Annotated in this window: 26 protein-coding genes; 20 read left to right on the plus strand and 6 right to left on the minus strand. The window is 64.8% G+C overall.

Annotation, left to right across the window (positions count from 1 at the left end; translation table 11 throughout):
* The first annotated feature begins 123 nt into the window (after positions 1 to 123).
* The 10 genes from RS899_RS23150 (at position 124) to RS899_RS23195 (ending at position 11,154) form a co-directional block, all read left to right on the plus strand.
* Positions 124 to 579 (plus strand): GNAT family N-acetyltransferase, encoded by a 456-nt coding sequence (locus tag RS899_RS23150; RefSeq protein WP_054906428.1) that lies wholly within the window; start codon positions 124 to 126, stop codon positions 577 to 579.
* Between the two features lie 303 nt (positions 580 to 882).
* Entirely contained in the window at positions 883 to 1,716 is an 834-nt protein-coding gene (locus RS899_RS23155; RefSeq protein WP_315808169.1) for an urease accessory protein UreD, read from the plus strand.
* 1 nt (position 1,717) lies between these two features.
* Positions 1,718 to 2,020 (plus strand): urease subunit gamma, encoded by a 303-nt coding sequence (locus RS899_RS23160; RefSeq protein ID WP_045216369.1) that lies wholly within the window; start codon positions 1,718 to 1,720, stop codon positions 2,018 to 2,020.
* 84 nt (positions 2,021 to 2,104) lie between these two features.
* Positions 2,105 to 2,611: a GNAT family N-acetyltransferase gene (locus RS899_RS23165; protein ID WP_054906417.1), complete on the plus strand. Its 507-nt coding sequence runs from the start codon at positions 2,105 to 2,107 to the stop codon at positions 2,609 to 2,611.
* A complete protein-coding gene (locus RS899_RS23170; protein ID WP_054906416.1) occupies positions 2,608 to 2,913 on the plus strand; it encodes an urease subunit beta in 306 nt (101 codons plus the stop codon). The genes RS899_RS23165 and RS899_RS23170 overlap by 4 nt, the downstream gene beginning before the upstream one ends.
* 127 nt (positions 2,914 to 3,040) lie before the next feature.
* Complete coding sequence (ureC, locus tag RS899_RS23175; RefSeq protein ID WP_315808170.1) at positions 3,041 to 4,741, plus strand: urease subunit alpha; 1,701 nt, start codon at positions 3,041 to 3,043, stop codon at positions 4,739 to 4,741.
* A 112-nt stretch (positions 4,742 to 4,853) separates the two neighbouring features.
* Positions 4,854 to 5,180 carry a hypothetical protein gene (locus RS899_RS23180; protein ID WP_054906414.1) on the plus strand — a complete coding sequence of 109 codons (327 nt, stop codon included), beginning with the start codon at positions 4,854 to 4,856 and terminating at the stop codon, positions 5,178 to 5,180.
* Between the two features lie 344 nt (positions 5,181 to 5,524).
* Positions 5,525 to 8,215: an autotransporter outer membrane beta-barrel domain-containing protein gene (locus tag RS899_RS23185; RefSeq protein ID WP_315808171.1), complete on the plus strand. Its 2,691-nt coding sequence runs from the start codon at positions 5,525 to 5,527 to the stop codon at positions 8,213 to 8,215.
* Positions 8,216 to 8,386: 171 nt separating this feature from the next.
* Positions 8,387 to 8,992 (plus strand): biliverdin-producing heme oxygenase, encoded by a 606-nt coding sequence (locus RS899_RS23190; RefSeq protein ID WP_315808172.1) that lies wholly within the window; start codon positions 8,387 to 8,389, stop codon positions 8,990 to 8,992.
* Positions 8,989 to 11,154: a GAF domain-containing protein gene (locus RS899_RS23195; protein ID WP_233297315.1), complete on the plus strand. Its 2,166-nt coding sequence runs from the start codon at positions 8,989 to 8,991 to the stop codon at positions 11,152 to 11,154. The genes RS899_RS23190 and RS899_RS23195 overlap by 4 nt, the downstream gene beginning before the upstream one ends.
* Before the next feature lie 69 nt (positions 11,155 to 11,223).
* Here the strand turns inward: RS899_RS23195 and RS899_RS23200 are convergent, their stop codons facing one another.
* Positions 11,224 to 11,490 carry a DksA/TraR family C4-type zinc finger protein gene (locus RS899_RS23200; protein WP_054906411.1) on the minus strand — a complete coding sequence of 89 codons (267 nt, stop codon included), beginning with the start codon at positions 11,488 to 11,490 and terminating at the stop codon, positions 11,224 to 11,226.
* A gap of 181 nt (positions 11,491 to 11,671) precedes the next feature.
* Between RS899_RS23200 and RS899_RS23205 the strand changes: the two genes are divergently transcribed.
* Positions 11,672 to 12,316: a hypothetical protein gene (locus RS899_RS23205; protein ID WP_054906410.1), complete on the plus strand. Its 645-nt coding sequence runs from the start codon at positions 11,672 to 11,674 to the stop codon at positions 12,314 to 12,316.
* 25 nt (positions 12,317 to 12,341) lie between these two features.
* On the opposite strand, the gene RS899_RS23210 is transcribed toward RS899_RS23205, so the two are convergent.
* The gene (locus tag RS899_RS23210; protein WP_054906409.1) at positions 12,342 to 13,205 is read right to left on the minus strand and encodes an isocitrate lyase/PEP mutase family protein; all 864 of its coding nucleotides are present in this window, start codon (positions 13,203 to 13,205) and stop codon (positions 12,342 to 12,344) included.
* 209 nt (positions 13,206 to 13,414) lie between these two features.
* Between RS899_RS23210 and RS899_RS23215 the strand changes: the two genes are divergently transcribed.
* The 4 genes from RS899_RS23215 (at position 13,415) to RS899_RS23230 (ending at position 16,000) form a co-directional block, all read left to right on the plus strand.
* Positions 13,415 to 14,680 (plus strand): Hsp70 family protein, encoded by a 1,266-nt coding sequence (locus RS899_RS23215; protein ID WP_054906408.1) that lies wholly within the window; start codon positions 13,415 to 13,417, stop codon positions 14,678 to 14,680.
* Positions 14,681 to 14,753: 73 nt separating this feature from the next.
* Positions 14,754 to 14,972 carry a hypothetical protein gene (locus RS899_RS23220; RefSeq protein WP_233297317.1) on the plus strand — a complete coding sequence of 73 codons (219 nt, stop codon included), beginning with the start codon at positions 14,754 to 14,756 and terminating at the stop codon, positions 14,970 to 14,972.
* Between the two features lie 86 nt (positions 14,973 to 15,058).
* Positions 15,059 to 15,403 (plus strand): osmotically-inducible lipoprotein OsmE, encoded by a 345-nt coding sequence (gene osmE / locus RS899_RS23225; RefSeq protein ID WP_017518219.1) that lies wholly within the window; start codon positions 15,059 to 15,061, stop codon positions 15,401 to 15,403.
* Between the two features lie 141 nt (positions 15,404 to 15,544).
* On the plus strand, positions 15,545 to 16,000 hold the full coding sequence (locus RS899_RS23230) for a GyrI-like domain-containing protein (RefSeq protein WP_315808173.1): 456 nt from the start codon (positions 15,545 to 15,547) through the stop codon (positions 15,998 to 16,000).
* 121 nt (positions 16,001 to 16,121) lie between these two features.
* Here RS899_RS23230 and RS899_RS23235 read toward each other — a convergent pair whose 3' ends face one another.
* Positions 16,122 to 18,206 (minus strand): AsmA family protein, encoded by a 2,085-nt coding sequence (locus RS899_RS23235; RefSeq protein ID WP_315808174.1) that lies wholly within the window; start codon positions 18,204 to 18,206, stop codon positions 16,122 to 16,124.
* Between the two features lie 283 nt (positions 18,207 to 18,489).
* On the opposite strand from RS899_RS23235, the gene RS899_RS23240 reads away from it, so the two are divergent.
* The 3 genes from RS899_RS23240 to RS899_RS23250 all read left to right on the plus strand — a co-directional run bounded on the left by RS899_RS23240 (position 18,490) and on the right by RS899_RS23250 (position 20,887).
* Positions 18,490 to 19,023, plus strand: a complete 534-nt coding sequence (locus RS899_RS23240; protein WP_024766344.1) for a ferritin-like domain-containing protein — start codon at positions 18,490 to 18,492, stop codon at positions 19,021 to 19,023.
* A 334-nt stretch (positions 19,024 to 19,357) separates the two neighbouring features.
* Positions 19,358 to 20,125 carry a hypothetical protein gene (locus RS899_RS23245; protein ID WP_233297319.1) on the plus strand — a complete coding sequence of 256 codons (768 nt, stop codon included), beginning with the start codon at positions 19,358 to 19,360 and terminating at the stop codon, positions 20,123 to 20,125.
* 330 nt (positions 20,126 to 20,455) lie between these two features.
* Positions 20,456 to 20,887 carry a phage infection protein gene (locus RS899_RS23250; protein ID WP_315808175.1) on the plus strand — a complete coding sequence of 144 codons (432 nt, stop codon included), beginning with the start codon at positions 20,456 to 20,458 and terminating at the stop codon, positions 20,885 to 20,887.
* Between the two features lie 86 nt (positions 20,888 to 20,973).
* Here the strand turns inward: RS899_RS23250 and RS899_RS23255 are convergent, their stop codons facing one another.
* A complete protein-coding gene (locus tag RS899_RS23255) occupies positions 20,974 to 22,284 on the minus strand; it encodes an MFS transporter (protein WP_054906404.1) in 1,311 nt (436 codons plus the stop codon).
* A gap of 215 nt (positions 22,285 to 22,499) precedes the next feature.
* Here RS899_RS23255 and RS899_RS23260 point away from each other — a divergent pair, with 215 nt between their 5' ends.
* Together RS899_RS23260 and RS899_RS23265 are read left to right on the plus strand one after the other, a co-directional pair.
* A complete protein-coding gene (locus RS899_RS23260; protein ID WP_315808176.1) occupies positions 22,500 to 22,742 on the plus strand; it encodes a DUF6868 family protein in 243 nt (80 codons plus the stop codon).
* A gap of 111 nt (positions 22,743 to 22,853) precedes the next feature.
* The gene (locus RS899_RS23265) at positions 22,854 to 23,069 is read left to right on the plus strand and encodes a hypothetical protein (RefSeq protein ID WP_054906403.1); all 216 of its coding nucleotides are present in this window, start codon (positions 22,854 to 22,856) and stop codon (positions 23,067 to 23,069) included.
* Positions 23,070 to 23,075: 6 nt separating this feature from the next.
* Here the strand turns inward: RS899_RS23265 and RS899_RS23270 are convergent, their stop codons facing one another.
* Together RS899_RS23270 and RS899_RS23275 are read right to left on the minus strand one after the other, a co-directional pair.
* A complete protein-coding gene (locus RS899_RS23270; RefSeq protein ID WP_409978092.1) occupies positions 23,076 to 24,176 on the minus strand; it encodes a fatty acid desaturase family protein in 1,101 nt (366 codons plus the stop codon).
* Positions 24,169 to 25,269, minus strand: a complete 1,101-nt coding sequence (locus RS899_RS23275; protein WP_315808178.1) for a ferredoxin reductase — start codon at positions 25,267 to 25,269, stop codon at positions 24,169 to 24,171. The genes RS899_RS23270 and RS899_RS23275 overlap by 8 nt, the downstream gene beginning before the upstream one ends.
* Positions 25,270 to 25,412: the final 143 nt, after the last annotated feature.

The raw sequence follows: 25,412 nt of genomic DNA on the forward strand, positions 1-25,412 counted from the left end.
TATCCGTAGGGAACGAATTCGGCCTCGCGAACCACGCCCGACGCCGAGACGACCTGTCACTGGCGCATGACGGCGGCCAGTGGCAAGCTGCCAGGCCCCGTACTGTTCTTTCCGGAGTTCGTCATGCCCCTCATCCTGCGCCCCGCCGTCAATGACGACGCCGGCTTCGCCGCAGTCTGCGTGGCCGCCGCCTACGCCCAGTGGATTCCCACCCTCGGCCGCAAGCCGGGGCCGATGCTGGATGACTACCACGCCATCATCGCCGAGGACCGCGTGCTCATCGCCGAACAGGACGGCGTCCCCGTCGGCCTGCTGGTGATGCGCGAGACCGACGAGGGCTTCCTGCTCGACAACATCGCCGTGCTGCCCGAATGCGCCGGCCAGGGCATCGGCCGCACCCTGCTGATCCATGCTGAGCAAACCGCCGCGCAATTGGGCTACGCGTCGTTGTACCTCTATACCAACGAGCGGATGACCGAGAACATCGAGCTGTACGCGAAGAACGGTTACCAGGAGTACGCGCGCAAGGTCGAGAACGGTTTCCGCCGGGTGTACATGCGCAAGCAGCTCGCCCAGTAGAAGCGAGCGAAACGCCCAGTTCTTGCTCGCGAACCGCCGATTCAACCGATGATTCCGGCGTTAGTCTGACCAACTGTTCGCGAGCAAGCTCGCCCCACGGCCATTGCACCAACATGGTGCACGCCTGGCGATAACGCACCGCAACCGCGCCAATACCTGACCGATCGGACAATCACCTCCATCGCCGTCAATCCCGCGCCATACCTGAGCTTCACCTAGCCAGGCAGTGGCCACGCACTATCCTGGCGCACCCCGGCACGACGCTTGCACTGTCATGTGCATCCTTCGTTTTCGAAGCTGCCCATGAACGCACCGGCCACCCTCTTCCACCCTGCCTGGCACGCCGAGCTCGAGCTGGCCTATGCCCGCGTCGGCGACTGCACCCGCCCAGTCACGCGAAGGCATCTCGGCCCGTTGCGGGTGCAGAAGCACCTCTACGCAGAAGGCCCACAGGTCTGCCAGCACATCGTGGTGCACCCGCCCGGCGGCATCGCCGGCGGCGACACCCTGGACCTGGATATCCACGCCGGCGCCGGCAGTTGGGCACAGCTCACCAGCCCCGGCGCAGCCAAGTGGTACCGCGCCACGTGTCCGGCAAAACAGCAATTGAAACTGCGTGTCGCGCCCGGCGCCACCCTGGAATGGCTACCGCAGGAAACCATCGTCTATTCCGGCGCCCAGGCGGAGCTGGCTACCTGCATCGATCTCGAACACGACGCCCGGCTGTTCTACTGGGACATCGTCGCCCTCGGTCGCCCGGCCAGCGGCGAGCGCTTCGACAACGGCCACTTCGCCGCCGCCCTGGATATCCATCGTGACGGCCAGCGCCTGTGGCACGAGCGCCAGCGCGTGGACGGCGGCGACCGCCTGCTCGACTCGCCCATCGGCCTCGCCGGCCATCCGGTAATGGCCACGCTGATCGCCAGCGGGCAGATCGACGCTGCACTCATCCAGGCCTGCCGCGCCATCCCCTGCCAGGGGCGCGGCAACCTCACCCAACTGCCCGGCCTGGTGGTCGCCCGCTGCCTCGCCCATGAGGCGCTGCACGCCCGCGCCTGGCTCATCGAACTCTGGCGCCGGCTACGGCCAGCGCTGCTCGGCCGCGAGGCCGTTCCTCCCCGAATCTGGAGTACCTGAAATGGACCTGACCCCTCGCGAGAAAGACAAGCTGCTGATCTTCACCGCCGGCCTGGTTGCCGAGCGCCGCCTCGCCCGCGGTGTGAAGCTCAATTACCCGGAAGCCATCGCACTGATCTCCGCCGCGCTGCTCGAAGGTGCACGCGATGGCCAGACGGTTGCTGACCTGATGCACTACGGCACCACGCTGCTGACCCGCGAACAGGTGATGGAGGGAGTACCGGAAATGATCCCGGAGATTCAGGTAGAAGCGACCTTCCCCGACGGGACCAAACTGGTCACTGTGCACCAACCCATCGCCTGAACGCGCGCGTCCCACACCCCAGGGGCGGCGAAAATGGCGGATGAAGCCTTACGCGTCATTCGCCCACAGTACAGAGGAACCGACATGCTCATCCGCGACGCCAGCCAAGCCGACCTCGGCAGTCTGCGCGACATCTACAACGACGCCGTGCTCAACACCACTGCGATCTGGAACGAGGTCGCCATCGACCTGGAGAACCGCCGCCAATGGCTGGAGCTGCGCGCGCAGCAAGGCTTCCCGGTGCTGGTGGCCGAAGACGGCGCAGAGGTGCTGGGTTATGCCAGCTACGGCCCGTGGCGGGCCTTCGATGGCTTCCGCGAAACCGTGGAGCATTCGGTCTACGTGCGCGCCGACCAGCGCGGCAAGGGCCTCGGCCCGATCCTGATGCAGGCGCTGATCCAGCGCGCCCGCGCCCAGGGCCTGCATGTGATGGTTGCAGCCATCGAGAGCGGTAACGCGGCGTCGATCCGCCTGCACGAACGCCTGGGCTTCGTCACCACCGGGCAGATGCCGCAGGTAGGCCAGAAGTTCGGCCGCTGGCTGGACCTGACCTTCATGCAACTCAACCTCGACTCACGGAGCACTCCATGATCCCAGGCGAATACGACATCCAGCCCGGCGAGATCGAACTCAACGCCGGCCGCCGCACGTTGGGCCTGACGGTGGCCAACAGCGGCGACCGGCCGATCCAGGTCGGCTCGCACTACCACTTCTTCGAGACCAATGACGCGTTGCTATTTGATCGTGACGCGGCTCGCGGCATGCGCCTGAACATTCCCGCCGGCACTGCCGTGCGCTTCGAGCCGGGGCAGCGTCGTGACGTGGAACTGGTGGAACTGGCGGGCGAGAGAAAGGTTTACGGATTTGCCGGACGGGTGATGGGCGCGCTCTGACAGCCCCCCACCCCGGCCCTCTCCCAAGGGGAGAGGGAGAAACGCAGTGCGCCGATCCGCCGCCTCTCCCTCCGGGAGAGGGTTGGGGTGAGGGCGAGTCAACGCAGGTACCGACCAGGGAGCCCCAATGAAAATCAGCAGACAAGCCTACGCCGACATGTTCGGCCCCACCGTCGGCGACCGCGTTCGGCTGGCCGATACCAACCTGTGGATCGAGGTGGAGCAGGACTTCACCGTCTACGGCGAGGAAGTGAAGTTCGGCGGCGGCAAGGTCATCCGCGACGGCATGGGCCAGGGCCAACGGTGTGCCGCCGAAGTGGTCGACACGGTGATCACCAACGCGCTGATCATCGACCACTGGGGCATCGTCAAGGCCGACGTCGGCCTCAAGCACGGGCGCATCGCCGCCATCGGCAAGGCCGGAAACCCGGACATCCAGCCCGGCGTCAGCATCGCCCTGGGCGCCAGCACCGAAGTGATCGCCGGCGAAGGCATGATCCTCACCGCCGGTGGCATCGACACGCACATCCACTTCATCTGCCCGCAGCAGATCGAAGAGGCGCTGATGAGCGGCGTGACCACCATGATCGGCGGCGGCACCGGACCGGCCACCGGCACCAACGCCACCACCTGCACCTCGGGGCCCTGGCACATGGCGCGCATGCTCCAGGCCGCCGACGCCTTCCCGATGAACATCGGCTTCACCGGCAAGGGCAACGCCAGCCTGCCGCTGCCGCTGGAAGAACAGGTGCGCGCCGGCGCCATCGGCCTGAAGCTGCACGAAGACTGGGGCACCACCCCGGCGGCGATCGACAACTGCCTGTCCGTGGCCGATCGCCTCGACGTGCAGGTGGCGATCCACACCGACACGCTCAACGAGTCCGGCTTCGTCGAAACCACCCTGGCCGCCTTCAAGGGCCGCACCATCCACACCTACCACACCGAAGGCGCCGGTGGCGGCCACGCACCGGACATCATCAAGGCCTGCGGCTTCGCCAATGTGCTGCCCAGCTCGACCAACCCGACCCGGCCCTTCACCCGCAACACCATCGACGAGCACCTGGACATGCTGATGGTCTGCCACCACCTGGACCCGAGCATCGCCGAGGACGTGGCCTTCGCCGAGTCACGCATCCGCCGCGAGACCATCGCCGCCGAGGACATCCTCCACGACCTCGGCGCCTTCAGCATGATCAGCTCCGACAGCCAGGCCATGGGCCGCGTCGGCGAAGTGATCACGCGCACCTGGCAGACCGCCGACAAGATGAAGAAGCAGCGCGGCGCGCTGGAGGGCGACGGCGCGCGCAACGACAACTTCCGCGCCAAGCGCTACATCGCCAAGTACACCATCAACCCGGCGATCACCCACGGCGTGGCCCATGAAGTGGGCTCCATCGAAGTGGGCAAACTGGCCGACCTGGTGCTCTGGCGCCCGGCCTTCTTCGGTGTGAAGCCGAGCCTGATCCTCAAGGGCGGCGCCATCGCCGCGAGCCTGATGGGCGATGCCAACGCCTCGATCCCGACGCCGCAGCCGGTGCACTACCGGCCGATGTTCGCCAGCTACGCTGGCAGCCGCCACGCCACGAGCCTGACGTTCATCAGCCAGGCCGCATTCGACCTCGGCGTGCACCACGAGCTCGGCCTGCGCAAGGCCATCGGTGTGGTGAAGGGCTGCCGCAGCGTGCAGAAGACCGACCTGATCCATAACGCCTACCTGCCGCACATCGAGGTGGACGCGCAGAACTATCAGGTGCGCGCGGATGGACAACTGCTGTGGTGCGAACCGGCCGATGTGCTGCCGATGGCGCAGCGGTATTTTCTGTTCTGAAGCAGGTAAAGCCCAGCAACGGCAGCTTGCTGGCTTCCACAACATCACGATGATGGCTACCCTGCGCGCCCCCTGGGAAAGAGTCCCGGGGGTTACATCTCAGGAGAGTCACGTGAAGTTCACCCGTATCGCCGCCACCCTGCTGGCCACTGCCATCCTCGCCGGCTGCACCGGCACCCCGATGAAGACCCAGACCTACAGCCCCGAGCAGTACACCGTTATCGGACACGGCGAAGGCAAGGCCACCGGGATCCTGCTGTTCGGCTTCATTCCGATCCAGCAGAACGACCGCTTCGTTCGCGCGCAGAACGTTGCAGTCAAGACCAAGGGCGGAGATGCACTGATCAACACCCAGGTGCAGGAAAACTGGTTCTGGGCCTGGGTCCTCACCGGCTACACCACCACCGTTTCCGGTGACGTGATCAAGCTGAACAAGTAAGGCCCTGCCTGCTTGCCGGACCGGCGCGCAATGCCCGGTCCGGTTGCCGCCCCTGCCATAGATCAAGCTTTTCTCCATCTCCTTTCCCGCCGCCCGCCGATTGAGATTCGTCTTATTCGGCTGCCTGAACACGCGCTGAACAATGTGCCCACTGATCCAGCAAAGCCCTTACCGGCCGCGGATCTGGCGTGGCGCACAAGCTCGCGACCATGCCTCCCCAAAACGTCCAGCGAAACAGGAAATGCTCCGGAAACCTCCCCTCCGGTAGACCCGCCAGGAAAGGCTCAAGGCGCTGGTAATCCGCCCCGCATCGCCCTCTGGCGGCGGGTGCAAGGAGGTTTGCAATGCGCTTTACCAAAACCCTTCTGGCCACGCACGTGGCCCTGGCCATTGCTGTCATGGGACAGGTGGGCCTGGCACAGGCCGATTGCACCAAGGTCAATGACACGACCCTGTCCTGCGACAACACGCTGTACTACACCAGCGGTTTCGACCCTAACAGCTTCCCGACCGTGATCATCGACACCGGCACCAAGATGGGGACTACCGGGATACCAGCACTTGGGATGCCGCTGCAGGGATTTGGCATCTACGGCAACAGCAGCCGCTATACGCTCGATGAATTGTCGATCACGACCAAGGGCGCCATGGCGGACGCCATCCAGGCCAATAACGGGACCAACACGATCACCGTCAACCAACTGACCATCTCCACCACTGGCAGCTCCGCCGATGGTATCAACGTCACCGAAAACGCCTATAACTCCACCGTCACCGTCGGCGACGATGCCATCATCAACACCTCGGGCATGGCTGTACGTGCCAACACATCGAAGAACGGTGGCACCAACCGGATCATCATCGGCAACGGTGCCACACTGAACACGACCGGCGCCGGAAGCAACGGCTCGGATGGCAACGGCTACGCCGTCTATGCCGGCAACCGCGATTCCGGGTATGCCACCTTCAAGGGCGATGCCGAAGTCACCATCGGCGACGACAGCACTATCTCCACCTCCGGCAAGGCAGCCCATGCTGTTTTCGCGAACCGGGGTGGCGTGATCAACCTGGGCAGTACCCAGATCAAGACCACCGACGCGAATGCTTATGGTATCTACGCGCAGACCCTGGAAGACTTCAACGGCATGCGCGGCGGCAAGGTGCACCTGCAAGGCGACACTCAGGTCATCGTCACCGATGGCAACCGCGCCATGGCCGCCAACGGCGCAGACTCCAGCATCGTATCGGACAACCCGGCGATCTACCTGCTCGACAGTAGTGCCGCAGTCGACACAGCCAACCGCAAAGGCGTAGCCCTCTATGCCGAGAACCAGGGCAAGCTGGACCTGAAAATGGCCGCCGGCTCCTACCTCAATGGCACCACCAGCACCGCCACCGATGGCGTGATCGACCTCGCCATGGATGGCGCCGCCAGCCAGTGGTTCATGACCGGCAACTCCAACCTCACCAACCTGACGCTCACCAATGGCGCGCAACTGGTCTATGACCGCCACGACGAACACGGCGCATACACCTACAAGACCCTGACCGTGGATGGCGATTTCAGCGGTGGCGGCCATCTGGTCATGAACACCTACCTGGGCGACGACACCTCGGAAACCGACAAGCTGGCCATCACCGGCAGTACCTCGGGCGAGACCCGCGTCACGGTCAACAACACCACCGGGCTGGGCGACGAAACCGAACAGGGGATCGAGATGATCACCGTCGGAGGCACCTCCGCGGGCGAGTTCAAATCCGACCGCGTCACTGCTGGCGGCTATGAATACGTGCTGCGCCGCGGCGGCAGCTTCGTCGGCTCCACCGGTGCGGACAGCGACTGGTACCTGACCTCGTACAAGCCGAACGATCCCGATCCGGAGGATCCGCCACCCGTTGACCCGCCGCCGGTTGATCCGCCACCGGTTGATCCGCCGCCAGTTGATCCGCCGCCAGTCGACCCGCCGGGCCCGGTCGACCCGACCCCGGAAGACCCCGATCCGGTCGATCCCGCGCCGGAGCAACCAGGCCCCGTGGACCCAGCGCCGAAGCCCAGCGACAAGGACCGCGTGCGCCAGCCCGAAGGCGGCAGCTACACCGCCAACATCGCGGCGGCCAACACCATGTTCCTGCACCGCCTGCATGATCGCACCGGCAACCTGACCTACGTCGATCCGGATACCGGCAAGGAAGTCACTTCCATGCTCTGGATGCGCAACGTCGATGGCTCGACCCGCTGGGAAGACAGCACCGGCCAGCTCAAGACCGAAGCCAACCGCTACGTGCTGCAGATCGGCAGCGACCTGTACCGCAAGGAAACCGACAACGGCGACTGGGTACTGGGTGTGATGGCCGGCTACGCCAACGGCAACTCGACGACCAAGTCCCGCGTCACCGGCTACCGCTCGCGCGGCGAGATCGACGGCTACAGCCTGGGCGTCTATGGCACCTGGTACGAGAACAAGGACGATGAGAACGGTGCGTACGTCGACAGCTGGATTCTCTACAACGAATTCGATGCCGACGTGAAAGGCGACCAGTTGGCCAAGGAGAGCTACGACCTCAAGGGCATCACTGCTTCCATCGAGGCCGGCAAGACCTTCGAAGTGGCGAAGACCGAGAGCGCCAGCTACTACGTGCAGCCCCAGGCGCAGGTGGTGTACATGGGCGTCAAGGCTGACAGCCATCGCGAGGCCAACGGTACCAAGGTTACCGGCAAGGGCGACGGCAACATCATGACCCGCCTGGGCGCCCGCGCTGCCGTGCGCAGCAACGAGGCTGGCGGCTTCGCCAACACCTATGGCGTGGAGCCGTACCTGGAGACCAACTGGATCCACAACTCCAAGGACTTCGGCGCAAAGATGGGCAGCAGCAAGTTCGAGATGGACGGCGCCAGCGACATCTTCGAAGTGAAGCTCGGCGCCACCAGCAAGGTGAACAGCCGGGTCAACGTCTGGGGTGAAGTGGGCAAGCAGTTCGGCGACAACGGTTACCGCGACCAGGCGGTGACGCTGGGGCTGAAGGTCAACTTCTGATCCCAGGCTGAACGAGGGCCGTCGCACGAGAGTGCGGCGGCCTTTTTTTGCACTTCGCCTCTTCCTGGAAACACCTGACGTTTCGATCAGCTTTCATCCGTCGGCCCTGTCGTACAGCTGGGCTGCTATGCTCTGCTGCTCGAAGAATCAGGTGGACCAGCGATGACGGCGATGACTCCGCAGACAAACGACCGCACGGGTATTTCGCCCGCTCTGGCCGCGTTGCGCGCAGCCACCCATGCCCTGCATGCCGACCTCGACAGCCGCTCGCCGCTGACTGCCGCGCTGACCCGCGCCGACTATCTCGATCATGCCGCCCGCGTGCTCGGCTGGATGCGCCCGCTGGAGCAGGCACTCTGGCCGCTCTGGCCGGACGCCGACGATGCAGCCCTGCGCCGCGGCAAGAGCCGGTGGCTGGAAGACGACCTGCGGGCCGGCGCTCACGCCGAAGAGCCCGTGGCCGACTGCCCCTGCGTACCCACGCCGAATGGCCTGGCCGAAGCCTTCGGCATCGCCTACGTCGCCGAAGGCGCGACCCTCGGCGGGCGCGTACTCTACAAGCGCCTCAAAACCTCCCTCGATCCCCTGCCACTGCGCTGGCTGCAAGGCTACGGCGAGCACACGGGCGAGCGCTGGGGCAGCTTCCAGCGCCTGCTGGCCGAACACGTCAGCACCGCCGAAGACATCGCCCTTGCGCAACAGGCCGCCGTGCAGGCCTTCACGTCGTTCCGCGACTGGGTGATCGACGCCACACCCGACCGGACGTGCCAGGCATGAGCGATCAGCCTGTCACCCTCGCCAACTGCGAGGACGAGCCCATCCATGTGCCCGGCGCGATCCAGCCCCACGGCGCGCTGATCGCACTCGACGAGCAGGGTCGCGTACTCGGCTTCAGCGACAACCTCGGCACCCTGCTGGGCATCGCCCCGCCGCTGGGCGAGCCGCTGGCCGAGGCCTGCGTCGGGCACGGTGTGCTGGCGATGCTCGCGGAAGGGCTGGCCGAGCAAGGTCCCTGGGTCAACAGCGTGGAAGCGCGGATCAACCGGCGCTTCTTCGACGTGATCGGCCACAGCCATGACGGCGTGCGTTACCTGGAGTTCGAGCGGCGCGCGGCCGGCACCGCCTCCTTCACCACCTTTGCCCTCAACGCCCAGCGCCTGGTCAGCCAGTTGCAGCTGCGCAACGACGTCGAGAGCCTGCTGATCAGCGTCACCGAGGAAGTGCGGCGGATGACCGGTTACGACCGCGTCATGGCCTACCGCTTCAATGAAGACGACTCCGGCGAAGTCGTCGCCGAATCCCGCCGCGAGGACCTGGAGACCTACCTCGGCCAGCGCTACCCGGCATCGGACATTCCCGCCCAGGCGCGCCGCCTGTACCTGCAGAATCCAGTGCGGCTGATCGGCGATGCCGCCTACCAGCCAGTGGCCGTGCACCCCACGCTGAACCCCGGCAGCGGCAAGCCGTTCGACCTGAGTTTCAGCACCCTGCGCAGCGTCTCGCCGATCCACTGCGAGTACCTGGCGAACATGGGCGTGCGCGCGTCGATGAGCATTTCCATCGTGGTCGGCGGGCGCCTGTGGGGGCTGTTCTCCTGCCACCACATGAGCCCGAAGGTGGTGCCCTACCCGATCCGCATGTCCTTCCAGGTGTTCTCCCAGGTCTGCAGCGCCATGGTCGAGCGCCTGGAACAGAGCCGCACCAGCGAACTCCTGCGCCAGGCTTCCGAGCGCCAGCAGGCACTGCTGCGCCGCACCCGCGACTCCGACGACCTGCTCAGCGCCCTGGCCCGCCCCGATGCGAGCATCGCCGACCTGCTGCCCTGCGATGGCGCGGTGGTGATGCTCGGCGGGCGCGCCAGCAGCATCGGCGGCGACTTCGAGGACCTGGCCGTTTCCATCGTCGCCCAGCTGCAACAGGACGACGAGCTGGACCTGTTCCACAGCGACCGCCGCCTGGATCTGCCCGAGGGCCTGCATGACCCGCGCTACTGCGGCGTCATGGCGATTCGTTTCCATCGCCAGGAGTCGGGCTGGATCGTCTGGCTGCGCCTGGAGCAGGTGCACCGCATCCGCTGGGGTGGCAAGCCGGAGAAGATCGTCAAGACCGGCCCTTCCGGCGCGCGCCTGACGCCGCGCGGCTCGTTCGAAGCCTGGGAGGAAGTGGTGCGTGGGCGCTCGATGCCCTGGACCGGCATCGACCTGAGCATCGCCGACAAGCTGCGCACCGAATTGGTGGAGTTGTGCCTGAACCGCGCCGGCGAGATCGACCGCATGCGCCAGCGCCTGATCGCCGTGCTCGGCCACGACCTGCGCAACCCGCTGCAATCCATCTCCATGGCGGCCGCGATGCTCTCCTCCAGCGACGTGCGCAATGCCGAACTGCGCCAGCACATCACCTACTCCAGCAGCCGCATGGAGCGCCTGATCAGCCAGATTCTCGAGATGAGCCGCCTGCAAAGCGGCGCGGGAATGACGGTCAAGCCGGTAGCCGCCGAGCTCTCGCGGCTGGTGCGCGATATCGTCCAGGAAACCGACGTGGCCTATCCGGGCCTGTCCATCGAGACCGCCATCGAGGATGACGTGCAGGCCCAGGTCGACCCGGACCGCTACCTGCAGGTGGTCGCCAACCTGCTGAGCAACGCCCGCCACCACGGCCGCCCCGGCCGCCCGGTGCTGGTGGAGCTGCGCCGCCAGGGCGAGCTGGCGCGGCTGAGCATCCTCAACGAGGCCGAAGCGCTGGACGAGGCGCGTCTGGGCAACCTCTTCGAGCCGTTCAAGCAGGACGCCGGCGGCCATGGCCGCAACAAGAGCGGGCTGGGCATCGGCCTGTACATTTCCCAGGCCATCGTCAGCGCCCATGGCGGCCGCATCGAAGTGGAACAGGCTGACGGCATCATCACCTTCAGCGTGCTGGTGCCGCTCATGCCAACACCCTGATACCGGAAAGCTCGCTCCTACAATGCAGAACGGCGCCTCGGGGCGCCGTTCTCAGTGGACGAAAAAAGCTCAGCGCAGCTGACTGTCCTTGCTGCCGCGACGGTTGTAGCCGCTGTGGGCGGACTGCTCCTTGTCATGCTCGGCCTGGCAGTTGACGCACAGGCGCACGCCGGGAATGGCCTTGCGCCGCGCTTCGGGAATCAGCGCATCGCACTCCTCGCAATGGGTCAGGCTCTCGCCTTTGGGCAACTGGCTGCGCGCCCGTGCAATGGCATCCTCGATGGTGCTGTCGATCTGCTCCTGAACCGCTCCGTCGTTTGCCCAGCCGCTGGCCATGGCGACCTCCCGTGGATTGTTCGCATGTCCTGCAGATATGCAGGGCGCAGCCGGTGATTGCAAGGGCGTTGGCGCACGAAGCGACGAGTGCGTCGTGCGTGGAAATCCAGAAGCGTCTGATGTTCCGCGCCCCGGCGGCTGCCGAAAATGGCCGGTCCTTCCGTCTGCCTGGGAATCCGCCATGCGCTACGCCTCCGCCCTGATCGCCAGCCTGTTGCTCACCGGCCTGCTGCCCCGCGCCGCCAATGCCGATACCACCGATGCCAGCCTGCGCGACATGGAGCGCTACCTGCTGCTGTACAGCGCCACGGGCGACGAGCGCTTCCTGACCCGCCTAGACAATCTCGGCACAAGTTTCGAGCAGCAGCTCGCGCAGCAGAAGAACGCAGCGAGCCTGCAGGACCTCTGGCAGCTCTATCGGCAGACACTGGAGCAGGTGCGCGCGGCTTACGTGCAGAAAGACGTAGACCTGCAGCACGCCGTGGCGCAGACACGGGAAGTCGCCGGCCTGTTCGACAGTTTCATACTGGCGCGGGAGACGCTGACACCGGGGCTGGAAAATGAATTGCGCGAGTTGGCGCTGCTGGAGGCGCGGCGAGCCAACGAACGCTTGCTGGGAAAGGAAACCGGGGACGATGCCAAGCGCATCGGGGAGTTGCAGGAACGGATCGGCGAACGTCTGGCGGCACTACCCGCCGGTGCCAGCCGGGACTCCCTGCTCTCGCGCTGGAGCTATCTGCGCAAGGCGGAGAAACCCGAAGGCACTCTGCTCTATCCCTTCAACGCCCAGGTCGAATACCTGCTGGCGCATCTGCCGCGTAGCTGAGCGGCACAGGACAGAACGGGCTGTCCTACTCTTTGACTTCCATGTATTCGCGTGCCCAGATCTGGTACTCCTCAGGCAGCGTGTACTTCTTCGCCAGTTCCGAAGCGGTCAGGTCGGAGGCATGCACGCCACGCTGCTCGCGCAGGCAGTCGTAAGTGGCCTTGATCGCGGCGAAGTAGGCAGCGTGGCCGTCGACCACGATGCGCACGCCCAGCTCGGCCAGTCGCGCGTCGTCACGCAGCTCGGGGTTGCCGTAGGACACCAGCATCAGCGGTACGGACAGGTGGCGGGAGATGGCTTCCAGGTGGTCGAAGTCGCGGATACCGACCATGCAGATGCCATCGGCGCCAGCGGCCTGGTAGGCCAAGGTACGGCGGATCACATCGTCCACTTCCAGCACCTCGGCGTTGGTGCGGGCGATGATCGCCATTTCCGGGTCGATACGCGCTTCCAGCGCGGCGCGGATCTTGCCGACGCCTTCCTCGACCGGGATCAGGTCGGTGGACTTGCGGCCGAACTGCGCCGGCAGCAGCGTGTCCTCGATGGTCAGCGCGGCCACGCCGGCACGTTCCAGTTCGACGATGGTGCGCATGGTGTTCAGCGCGTTGCCGTAGCCGTGGTCGGCATCGGCGATCACCGGCAGACGGGCAACGCGACCGATACGGGTGGCCTGCTCGGTGAATTCGCTGAGGGTGATCAGCGCGAAGTCAGGCGCCGCCAGGACTTGTAGTGAAGCTACAGAACCGCCCAGGATGCCCACCTCGAACCCCAGGTCGCCGGCGATGCGCGCCGACATGGGATCGAACACCGAAGCGGTGTGATAGCAGGCTGAAGAATTCAGTAAGGCGCGGAAATCCTTGCGCAATTCGTGGAAGGAGGCTCTGTGCATGGTGGGATCCAACTGCTAATACGGGGTGGGAGAACGGAAATCAGATAGTCGAAAACTCTTGTAGGAAAACTACAGGAACACAATGTAGCAAAACTACAAGCTACTCCCCAAGCCCTCTTTGCCACCATAGCCTTCCGACGGATACCCTGGTTTTCCCTCCGCGCTCGCGTAAACTGCGCGGCCGTTTTTTCTCCGGACACTCGCGCACCATGTTCCCGACTACTGCGGCCCGCGCCCTGGGCATCGACTTCGGCACCTCCAACTCCACCGTCGGCTGGTGGCGCCCGGACACCGAACCGCTGATCGCCCTGGAAGACGACAAGATCACCCTGCCCTCGGTGATCTTCTTCAACGTCGAGGAACGCCGCCCGGTGTACGGCCGCCTGGCCCTGCACGAATACCTGGAAGGCTACGAAGGCCGCCTGATGCGCTCACTGAAAAGCCTGTTGGGTTCCTCGCTGCTGAAAAGCGAGACCACCGTGCTGGGCAGCGCCATGCCGTTCAAGGACCTGCTGGGGCTGTTCATCGGCGAGCTGAAGAAGCGCGCCGAAGCGGTTGCCGGGCGCGAGTTCGAGTCCGTCGTGCTGGGTCGCCCGGTGTTCTTCGTCGACGACGATCCCAAGGCCGACCAGGAAGCCCAGGACACCCTGGTTGCCGTGGCACAGAAACTCGGCTTCAAGGATGTCTCCTTCCAGTACGAACCCCTCGCCGCGGCCTTCGACTACGAGCGCAGCATCGAGCGTGAGGAGCTGGTGCTGATCGTCGACATCGGCGGCGGTACCTCGGACTTCTCGCTGGTGCGCCTGTCGCCCGAGCGCCGCGAAGTGGCCGACCGCCAGGGCGATATCCTCGCTACCGGCGGCGTGCACATCGGCGGCACCGACTTCGACAAGCAGCTGAGCATCCAGGGCGTGATGCCGCTGTTCGGCTACGGCAGCAAGATGAAGAGCGACGCCTTCATGCCGACCAGCTACCACCTCAACCTGGCCACCTGGCACACCATCAACGCGGTGTACGCGCAGAAGTCCCAGTTGGCGCTGCAGAACATGCGCTACGACATCGTCGACGCCACCGGCATCGACCGCCTGTTCAAGCTCATCGAGCAACGCGCCGGCCACTGGCTGGCGATGCAGGTGGAAGCCAGCAAGATCGAGCTGTCCGACACCGAGCGCCGCGACATCGACCTGATGCGCATCGAACCGGGGCTGGTCGCCGAGCTGAGCCGTGACCTGTTCGAAGGCGCCATCGCCCCGCTGCTGGAGCGCGTGCGCGGCAGCATCACCAACCTGCTCAATTCGGCCGACGTGGACCCGGCACGCGTGGACACGGTGTTCTTCACCGGCGGCTCCTCCGGCGTACCGGCGCTGCGCCAGAGCGTGGCGGCCATGTTGCCCAACGCCCGACACGTCGACGGCGACCGCTTCGGCGGGATCGGCAACGGCCTGGCCATCGAAGCGATGAAGCGCTACGGCTGAGCGGTCGCGCACTGACGCCGGGGCCGCCATGCGCTAGTGTGGCGGTCATTCCTCCCCCGCGCCGGAGCCCGCCATGCGCCTCTTCCACCTGAGCAGCCTCCTGATGCTTTGCGCCGCCCTTTCGGCCTGCGGCCTCGGCGAAACCGCCGCGACCACGGCCGCCACCGCCAAGCTGCAAGCCCAGCAGGCGCAACAGGCCCAGCAGCAGATCGAGCAGCTCAAGCAGCAGATCGATGCCGCCAACGTACAGAACCAGCAGCGCCTGGACAAAGCCCTGAAAGAAGCCGAATAAAAGCCTGCCCTGCAGATTTCTTGAACGCCTGATCCTGGCCTAGGCTCCAAGTTGTGCGAGTGAGTTGCTCAACCAAGGAGAACACCATGTACAAGCGATCACTGCTGGCGCTCTTGGTACTGGCTTCGGTGGCGGGCTGTGCTTCCACCAAGGTGCAGAACCCGGTCAACTACATCACCTTCCGCGACCAGCCGCTGGTGCGCAATGTCGAAAAGGGGATGAGCCAGGAAGAAGTCCTGAAGATCGGCGGCACGCCGTCGTCGACGCAGAAGCGCCTGATGAAACCGGGCAGCTGCAACAGCTACATCCTCAGCAAGGACGGGCAGCAACAGCCCTTCTACGTGAGCTTTGACGGCAGTGGCCGAGTCGATGGGTCGGGCTTCATGACCTGCTCCGAGCTCGACCGACACGAGCGCGACGCCCAGCCGTAACGCCCGCCCGAGCGTGACGACATGCCCTCGCCTGCCGGCGGGGGCTTTTTCGTTCGGCACATCGCCACAGTCCTGCAGGCGGGAATATTCCCGCCATGCGGTGGCCGTCTATCATCCCAGCAGCCACCTGAGGAGCCGACCATGAAATACCGCATCATCGAACTGCCCGCCTTCGACGTGGTGGGCATGGATTTCCGTGGCAGCGCGCCGGGCGACAGCATCGGCCAGTTGTGGCAGCGCTTCCTGCCACGTGAAAAGGAAGTCAGCGCCAGCGCGCAGGACAAGGCCGCCTATGGCATCTGCACGCAGCTGCCGGGCGGCGAGTTCCACTACATCGCCGGGCTGCCGGTGGAGCCCGGCGCGAACGTGCCCGCGGGCATGACCCGCTACGAGGTTCCTGCGCAGAAGTACGCGGTGTTCACCCACATCGGCCCGGTCACCGCCATCGCCGACAGCTTCCAGGCCATCTATTCCAGCCTGCTGGCCCGCCACGGCCTGGAGCCGAAGAAGGGCGTGGACCTGGAGCGCTACACCGAGCGCTTCCTGGGGCCGGAAGATCCGGCCTCGGAAACCGACCTGTACGTGCCGATCTACTGAGACGCACCGCACTCGCATTTTGCTTCTTGTAGGAGCGAGCTTGCTCGCGAACAAACCCCGCTGCGAGGCGGTTCGCGAGCAAGGACTAGGCGTCCCCCTCGCTCCTACAGGCGCCTCCTAATCACTTGCGCGTGGTCGGTGCCTTCGCCGGCTGCTTCATCTGCTGCAGCAGCGCCGCACACTGGTTGTCGTCCTGCTTGCTCGGAGCGATCAGCGCCAGCAGCGCCGCCGCCGGAGCCACCGCCACGCCGAGAGCGACCATCCCTGCGCCACGCGCCGCCAGCGGCAGCACATGCACGCCGGCTTTCGGATTCTTGAAGGTGCCCTGCACATAAAGCGGCGAACGCAGGGAGAAAATGCGCACGCCCTTGCTCCGCGGGGTGATGTCCAGGTCGAGTTGTTCGGTGGCGAAGTTGGCCGTGCCATTCACCGTGATGATGGCGTTCTCGGTATCGAAGGCGAATACCCGCGGCTTGGCCAAACCATTGGTAATGCCCACGTCGGCGGCGGCGCAGTTGATCTTCACCTCATCATCGCCGAACAGCTTGTTCACCACGTAGTTGCCCACGTTGAGCCCGGCGATCTCCATCAGGCTGCGGCTGATGCGGCCGTCATTGATCAGCAGCTTCATCTCGCCATTGGCGCCGGCCAGGATGGTCGCCACCGAATTGCCGGTGCCGGCAATGGTCGCGTCGCCGTTGAGCTCGCCGAAGCTCGACTGCATCGGCGCGAAGCTGGGGAACAACTCCTTGAGCTTGAAGCTGCGCGCCTGCAACTGGACCTTGCTCTGCAGCGGCGTCTTGCCGCCGTCCAGGCGGATGTGCGAATCCAGCGTACCGCCGGCCACGCCGAAGCGCAGCGGCTCCAGGGTCAGCAGGCCATCGTTGAGCACCAGGTGGGTATAGAGGTCGCTGATCGGCAGCTTGTCGCTGTGCACGATGCGCTTGCCGGTGAACTCCACATCAGCGTCCATGGCGCGCCAGCGGTCGGTGCGGAACTCTTCCACTGGCAATACCTTGTCGGCCGGCTGGCGGGTGCTCTGTCCACGCGCCTGCTTCTCCTGGTTCGAGTCGGCGCCGATCAGCGGGCCTAGGTCGGCCATGCGCAACTGGTCCGAGCGCAGCTTGCCGGACAGCTTGGGCCGCGGCTGGCGATTGACGAACACGAGGTCGCCATGCAGGTCACTGTCGCCGACCTTGCCGTTGAAGTTCTCGTAGTGGAACTGCGCGCCGCCCGAGTCGTGCAGCTCGGCCTTCAGGCGGCCGTCGGTCTCGTAGGCCGGCGTATCGGGCAGGGTCACGCCGGTGAGCGGGAAGAGGTTGGCCATGCTGGTGCCGGCCAGTTGCAGGCGCAAATCCAGCGCGCCAAGGTTCAGCGGATCGGTCAGGGTGCCGACGATGCTCGCGCGGGTGCTCCCGGCGGATACGTCGGCCTGCACCGGGAACGGCTTGGCCGCATCCTGCAACGCCAGCACGCCACCGACCTTGCCCGCGCCCGCGAGCGGCAGGCCCTTGTACTGGCCCTTGAGCTTCCAGCCGAACACGTAGTCCTGGGTGGCCGCCTTGTCGCCGCCGGCCAGCGCCTTGCCCGCCAACTGGCCGAAGGGCACCGGCTTGCCGAGCGGATCCACCAGCAGCTCAAGGCGGGTCTTCAGGCTCTGGTCATCGAGGGTGACGCTGCCCTTGTCGAAGCCGATCTCGCCGATGTCCAGCTTCCACGAGGATTGCTCGGGCATGGCGTTGGGGTCTTCTTCCTTCTTCGGCAGCTCGAAGGTCCAGGTGGCACGGCCGTCGGCCAGGCGCAGCAGGTCGGCGCTGGGGCGGGTGAGGACGATCTGCGGAATGCGCACCGTCTGCCACAACAGCGGCAGCGGGGCGAGGCGGAACTCGACCTTTTCGAGGCTCGCGAAGTTCGGCGCGCGCGTCTTGCCCGCCGCCCAGTCCGGATTGCCCAGGGTAATGTCCTGCGCGCTGAAGTGCGGCCACGGCACGTAGGCGCGCCAGCCGCCCTCCGCAGGTTCCGTGCGCCAGAACACCTGCAGGTCGCCATTGATGGCGAAGGGGCGCCCCAGCTCGGCCGAGACCTTCTCGTTAATGGTCGGCTTCACGCGGTTCCAGTCGAACGTGGCGATGAACACCACCAGCGCGGCGATCACCGCAATGAAACCGGTGAAGCTCCAAAGGCAGATTCGTTTCCCGCGCGTCATACCTGAACTCCCTGCTGGCCGCGTCGGTGGAAGCAGCGACGTCCCCACGCCGCTGCCGGTAATCATCGGCCGCCTGAGCATGCCGGGCCGGCATTCTCCCTTGGCCTGTTCACTTGGACCAGCATAGCGGTGCGTTGTATCCACCGATTTGTACGCAGAAGGTCCGATGCAGACGCCATGGCGAGAAAACTTAAACTTTCGCCGTCACCGGCGACTCACACCCTAGTGACCCGATTTGAGCCGTGCGCCACCGCAGCGCCGGTTTGCCACAAGGAGATGACTGATGAACCAGGCACAACTGACCGACGTCCAGACCCTGCGCCAGCGGGCGCGCCAGAACATCGAGGACGGCGCGGTGACCGAGGGCTACCATGCCGATCGCAAGACCGTGCTGCGTCTGCTCAACGAGTCGCTGGCCACCGAGCTGGTCTGCTACCTGCGCTACAAACGCCACTACTTCATGGCCACGGGCCTGAAGGCGAGCGTCGCCGCGGCGGAATTCCTCGAGCATGCCACCCAGGAACTGCAACATGCCGACCTGCTGGCAGAGCGCATCATGCAACTGGGCGGCGAACCGGACTTCAACCCGGCCGGCCTGACCGAGCGCTCCCACGCCGAGTATGTGGCCGGCAAGAATCTGCGCGAGATGATCACCGAGAACCTGGTCGCCGAGCGCATCGCCGTCGACAGCTACCGCGAGATCGTGGTCTACCTGGGCGATGACGACCCGACCACGCGCCGCCTGTTCGAGGAGATCCTCGCCCAGGAAGAAGAACACGCCGACGACATGGCGGACCTGCTCCAGGACCTGAAATAGCCAATCCCCCACCGCTGTCATCGATACCCGGCTCCGGCCGGGCATCGTGGGCGCGCCTCTCCCGCTGAGCGTAAAGCCCCGTTCCAGAGCCTTGCCCGCAGATTTCGCCCCAAATATATCGATTAATCAGATGCTAACAATCCCACCGATACCGCCAATCGAAGGCATTGATAGAAGTCAATTTTCAAAATCAACTATATGATTTTAAACAATTTATCCAACAATCATCGGCATCGATAGCGACTATCTTCCAGCATCGTTTTCCAATCGATAATCCAGAACAGATACTGAGTCCGTGTCCAACGAACTCCCCCACTCTTTCTGGAGCCGCATCATGAAACGCACCCTCGTACTTGGCTTTGCCCTCTCCGTACTTGCTGCCAATGCCGCTTTCGCCGGCTCCCAGCAGGAATCCCCGGTCATCAACGCCAGCCAGACTCAGGTTCTGGTCCAGGACGGCGCAGAGCGCACCCTGGATCAACAACAGAAACAACTGGACGCCGCCAAGGCCCGTATCGCCGAAAACGGCTCGAGCCAGTCGGTCGATCGCCTGATCCAGAAAATGAACGTCGCCGAGAACGGCTCCAGCCAGACCGTCGACCGTCTGCACAAGCAACTGGGCGTCGCTGAAAACGGTTCGAGCAAAACCATCGACCGCCTGCACAGCGAGATGAGCGTTGCCGAAAACGGCTCGAGCAAGTCGGTTGACCGCCTGCACCAGCAGATGAACGTCGCCGAGAACGGCTCCAGCCAGACCGTCGACCGTCTGCACAAGCAACTGGGCGTCGCTGAAAACGGCTCGAGCAAAACCATCGACCGTCTGCACAGCGAGATGAGCGTTGCCGAAAATGGTTCGAGCAAGTCGGTTGACCGCCTGCACCAGCAGATGAACGTCGCCGAGAACGGCTCCAGCCAGACCGTCGACCGCCTGCACAAGCAACTGGGTGTCGCTGAAAACGGTTCGAGCAAAACCATCGACCGCCTGCACAGCGAGATGAACGTGGCCGAAAACGGCTCCGAGCACACCGTCGACCAGCTGCACAGCAACATGGTTGCCGAGTCGGGTGGCGACACCGTCTTCAATGCCCACCTGAAGGCATAAGTCTCCAGGCAGTACACCGCAAGGTGAGAGAAAAGCCCGGCCCCGCCGGGCTTTCTTATCGCTCCAGGGCCGCAAAGGCACGCCATCGATACCAGGCCACCCGTGATTTGTAACGGCGTCTTGCCTGAAACCTCCTGTGAAACGCCTTAAAACACCGCCCTAGAGCGGTTTTTGTCGTTCCATCATTGGCGGCGATAGTTGAAATTAGCCGGCTAAATAATCGACATCACTGATGCTCTGTATCACCCGGCATCGTTTTTAAATCGATTTATCCGAAGGGAAAATAACCCTGTAGCCAAAACAAACCGCCCCCTTTCGGAGCCACCCAACATGAAAACCAAGATCGCCCTCAGCCTTGCACTCACCTCCCTGATGACCGCCAGCGCCGTCTTCGCCGCCCCGGCCATCCTCAACAACGGCCCGCGCAGCACGCACCAATTCCAGCAGCAGAGCGCCCAAGCCCGTGTTGCCGATAATGGCTCCGAGCGCACCATCGATCGCCTGCACAAGCAGATGGATGAAGCCCGCGTCGCCGACAACGGCTCCGAGCGCACCATCGACCGCCTGCACAAGCAAATGGACGATGCCCGCGTTGCCGACAACGGTTCCGAGCGCACCATCGACCGCCTGCACAAGCAGATGGACGACGCCCGCGTTGCCGAGAACGGCTCCGAGCACACCATCGACAAGCTGCACAGCAACATGGTCGCCGAGTCGGGTGGTGACACCGTGTTCGATGCCCACCTGAAGCGTGTTTCCTGATTGATGCGAAATACGCCGAACAGGCGAAAGAAAAGCCCGGCATCTGCCGGGCTTTCTCATTTCCAGGGTCTCGATCCGGCGGCCTATCAGCTTTTCGAATCGGCGCCGTCCGGCTCGCCATCGGAGCGGCCGATGCTGGCCGGTGCTTCCACCACCAGCTCTTCCGGCACTTCCTCGACACGCGGGTCCAGCGCTGCAGCCATCGGGCTGACGGTGTCGGGCATGGCCACGTGATGCAACGGCGCCTCGTCGACACGGTGCACGCCGGTGACACGCTTGGGCTGCACCCAGAAGATCAGGATCAGCGCATAAGCTGACACCAGCATGTAGAACATGCCCGGGCCGAAGTGGCGCATCATCGCGCCGGCGAACAGCGGGCCGATACAGGCGCCAACGCCGTAGGTGGTCAGCAGCATCGCCGAGAGAGCCACGCGGCGCGACTGCTCGACGTGGTCGTTGCCCAAGGCCACTGCCAGCGGATAAAGCGTGAACAGCAGCATGCCGGTGACAAAACCGTTGGCCAGCAACAGCGTGTACGGCAGCTCGATCAACCCCCACATCGGCACCGCAGCCAGGCACAGCAGCAAGGCATTGGCGCGGATCAGCCAACTGCGGTTCATCCGGTCGGACAACCAGCCCAAAGGCCACTGCGCGCAGAAGCCGGCGACGATGCACATGCCGACGAACAGGCTCGCCTGCGAGGTGTCCAGACCGTTGCGCGCCGCATACACCGGCGCCAGGCCGTAGAAGGCGCCGACCATCAGGCCGGCGACGAAGATAGTGCCTAGCGATTGCGGCACGCGCTTCCAGAAGAAACCGATCTCCAGCGGCGCCGCTACCAGCTTGGCCGGGTGGACGCGGCGGGTCAGAGCCAGCGGGATCAGGCACGAGGAGAAGCAGATGGCGACCAGCAGCAGCGGCTTGTAATCCAGCACCGGGCTCAGCGCCAGCAAGCCCTGGCCGACAACGAGGCCAGCATCCACCGCCACCATGTAGCCAGCGAACACCTTGCCGCGCTGGTGTCCCTCGGCCTGCTCGTTGAGCCAGCTCTCGATCACCATGTACTGGTTCATCATCACCGCGCCCATCACGAAGCGCAGGACAATCCACACCTCCAGCTGCGAGACCAGCGCGTGGATCAGCACGATCACCGTCGCCATGCCCGCACAGGCCACGTACGAACGAATGTGGCCGAAGCCGGCGATCAGCTTGTGGCCGAACTTGCCGCCGCAGACCAGGCCGAAATAGTAAGCCGCCATCAGGCCACCGACCCACAGGTCGCTGACGCCCTCCTGGGTCAGGCGCAGGCCCATGTAGGTGGTGAACAGGCCGGAGCCGGCAAGCATCAACAGCGTGGCAGTGTAGAGCGCAGGAAAGGTGACGAGCGGGCTGAACATGGCGAGTCCGGCAGGCAAATGGGATGAAAGGGTGCGGCGACGAAAAAACCGTCCCGATATCGGACAGTGCTGGCGCAACAAAGATCACAGGTTTTACGAAGCCGCGCATTATGGTGATCCAACACCACGTCGGCTATCAGACCTCGCGCCTTCAGTTGCATGAAACCATACCGTCGTAGGATCGATCCTAAACAGTATGTACCCGGAGAATCGCCATGCTGCTCCAGGATCTCAAGCCCTTCCTGCTCTACTGCACCCTGATCAACTACGCCATCCTGCTGGCCTGGTTCTTCGCCTTCAGCCTCGCCCACGACGTTGTCTACCGCCTGCACACACGCTGGTTCGACCTGCCGGTGGATAAATTCGACGCCATTCATTACGGCGGCATGGCGGCCTACAAGATCGGCGTCCTGCTGTTCAACCTGGCGCCGCTGCTGGCGCTGTGCATGCTTTCCTGAATCGATGCGCCACCACTGCGACATCGTGACCGCCGATCAGAAAGCAACTTGTTGAAATTTATTGGAAATAATCAGGTCGTAGGGTGCACGCAGTTTTCAGGAGAACTCACCGTGCACCACACAACGCGCAGCCTGCGAAAGACCCTTGACGCCGTCGCCAGCAACAACGAGGCCACGGCCCTTGAGGTCATGCGGGCGGTCGAACAGGTCCAGGACGACCTGCTCCGGCAGAAACTGCTCAAGGCCATCCATCATCTCAATCAGGACGCCGCCGAGTTGCGCGCCCTGCGCGAAGAAGTCGCCTCGCCGCTTTCCCGCCGCGCCTGATCCGGATCAGGCTCCGGCCGGCACCGTGGGCCGGCGATGAATCCAGATGCGCTTGAGCACCGTGGCGAACTGCGCCGACAAGCGGCCGCTGTTGTAGGTCTGGCCGTAGCGCGCAGCGATTTCGCGGACCTCCCGCGATAGTGCCGCATAACGCCGCGCGGGCAGGTCCGGATAGAGGTGGTGCTCGATCTGGTGGCTGAGGTTGCCGGTCATGATGTGGAAGATCGGCCCGCCTTCCAGGTTGCTCGACCCGCGCAGCTGGCGCAGATACCAGTGGCCGCGCGTCTCGTCCTGCAGTACCTCGGGGGGGAACACCGCGGCCTTCTCGGTGAAGTGGCCGCAGAAGATCACGGTGAAGGTCCACAGGTTGCGCATCAGGTTGGCGACGACGTTGCCCAGCAGCACCGCGCCGAAGGCGCCGGTGAACAGGCCGAGCAGCGGGAACACGACGTAGTCCTTTACCCACTGGCGCCCGACCTTGGCATTGAACTGGCGCAGCAGCGGGCGCAGTTCTTCCTTGCTCATCCGCCCCTTCACGTACTTGTCCAGGCGCAGGTGCTGAACCGCCACGGCGTACTGGAACAGCAGCGCCTGGAGAGTCACCCACAGCGGCTGCCAGCGGTAGAAGGGTTTCCACCTCTGCTCCGGGAACAGCCGTACCACGCCGTAACCGACGTCGTCGTCCATGCCCAGCACATTGGTGTAGGTGTGGTGCACATGGTTGTGCGTATGCCGCCAGAAATCCGCGGGGCCGACGATGTCCCACTCGTAGTGCTGGCCGGAGAGTTCCGGATCGTTCATCCAGTCGTACTGGCCATGCATGACGTTATGGCCCAGCTCCATGTTCTCCAGGATCTTGCCCAGCCCGAGCAGCAGGGTGCCCAGCAGCCAGGTCGGCGGGAACCAGCCGGCCATCAGCAGCACGCGGCCGCTCCAGCAGCACAGGCGCACTGCCGCGCGGATGCGCCGGATGTAGCGGGCGTCTTTCTCGCCCAGGTCGTGCAGGGTGCGCTGGCGCAGGGCGTCCAGTTCGGCACCGAAGGCCGCCAGCTCGGCGGCAGTGAGGTTGCGGTCTTCGCGCATCGTTGGCTGTCCTGACTCAGAGATCGACCGTCAGGTCGCCCTGGGGCGCGCTGACGCAGATACGGATGGGCTGGCCCGGTTCGCTGAACAGCTCGCCGCTGCGCAGGTCACGCACGCAACCGCTGACCAGGGTGCAGGTGCAACGGGTACAGACGCCCTGGCGGCAGCCATGCACCGGGCGCAGGCCGCTGGCCTCGGCCTGCTCCAGCAGGTTGCGATGGCTGTCGCCGGTCACCTGCAGCGCACTGCGGGCAAAATGCAGGCTCACAGCCTTCGCCGCCTCGCTTGCGCTCCAGGCCGGAGGGCTGAAGCTTTCCACCTGCAGGCTGGGGCTGATCGCGCCCAGTGCCTGGCGTACGCTTTCGACGAACCCGCCGGGACCGCACACCAGCACATGGCGGCCATCCAGATCGGCAACGTGATCGCGCTGGAAGCGGCCGGCCAGCTCGCCTTCCAGCGCAGCATCGCGGCTCAGCGCCCAGCGCAGCTCAAGGTTCGGATACTGTCGCGCCAGCGCTTCCAGTCCGGCGACGAAAGCCTTCTGGCCGCGCTCACGCACGTAATGCAAAAGCGTCACTGGCCCGTTGTAGCCACGTGCCAGTGCCTCGCGCAGCAGGCCGAGCAACGGCGTCAGCCCGCTCCCCGCCGCCAGCAGCAGTACGCCCTGCCCGTCGACCGGCCAGTTCAGGTCGCCGCCCGGCTGCCCCAGCTCCAGCACATCGCCAACGCACAACTGCTGCAGCAGGAAGGAAGATACCCGGCCGCCCGGCTGCAGCTTCACGGCGAACTCCAGGCAGCCATCTGCGGCGATGCGCGTCAGGCTGTAGCTGCGGCTGTGTCGCACGCCGTCGCGCTCGACGAACAACTGCAGGTGCTGGCCCGGGCGTGCACCGCGCCAGTGCGCATTGGGGCGCAGGCGCAGTTCGAGCATGTCATCGGCCACCCACTGCCGCGCCTCGACCCGCGCGAACACCCGCTGCAACGACCAGCCGCGGTTGCAGGCGCGCAGCAACGCGTCGACGTCCGACTCGCGCAGCCACTGGCCGCGCACCAGGGCACGCAGCGGCGACAGCAGCGGTGAGACAAGACGCAGGCCAGCGAAGGGAAGCAGGGACATGGATGGATACCGAACAGTAAACAGGTGTTCACTTAAAATCTCACGCGTAAGAGTTTTCAGTCAACACTTGTTCACTATTTCGCTCAGAACTTGCCCCGCCACGACCGGCATTTGTTAGAGTGCCTGCGCCCTCACCATGGATA

The organism is Pseudomonas sp. C9-3, from assembly GCF_032392015.1.
In the GTDB taxonomy this organism is placed as follows: domain Bacteria; phylum Pseudomonadota; class Gammaproteobacteria; order Pseudomonadales; family Pseudomonadaceae; genus Pseudomonas; species Pseudomonas nitroreducens.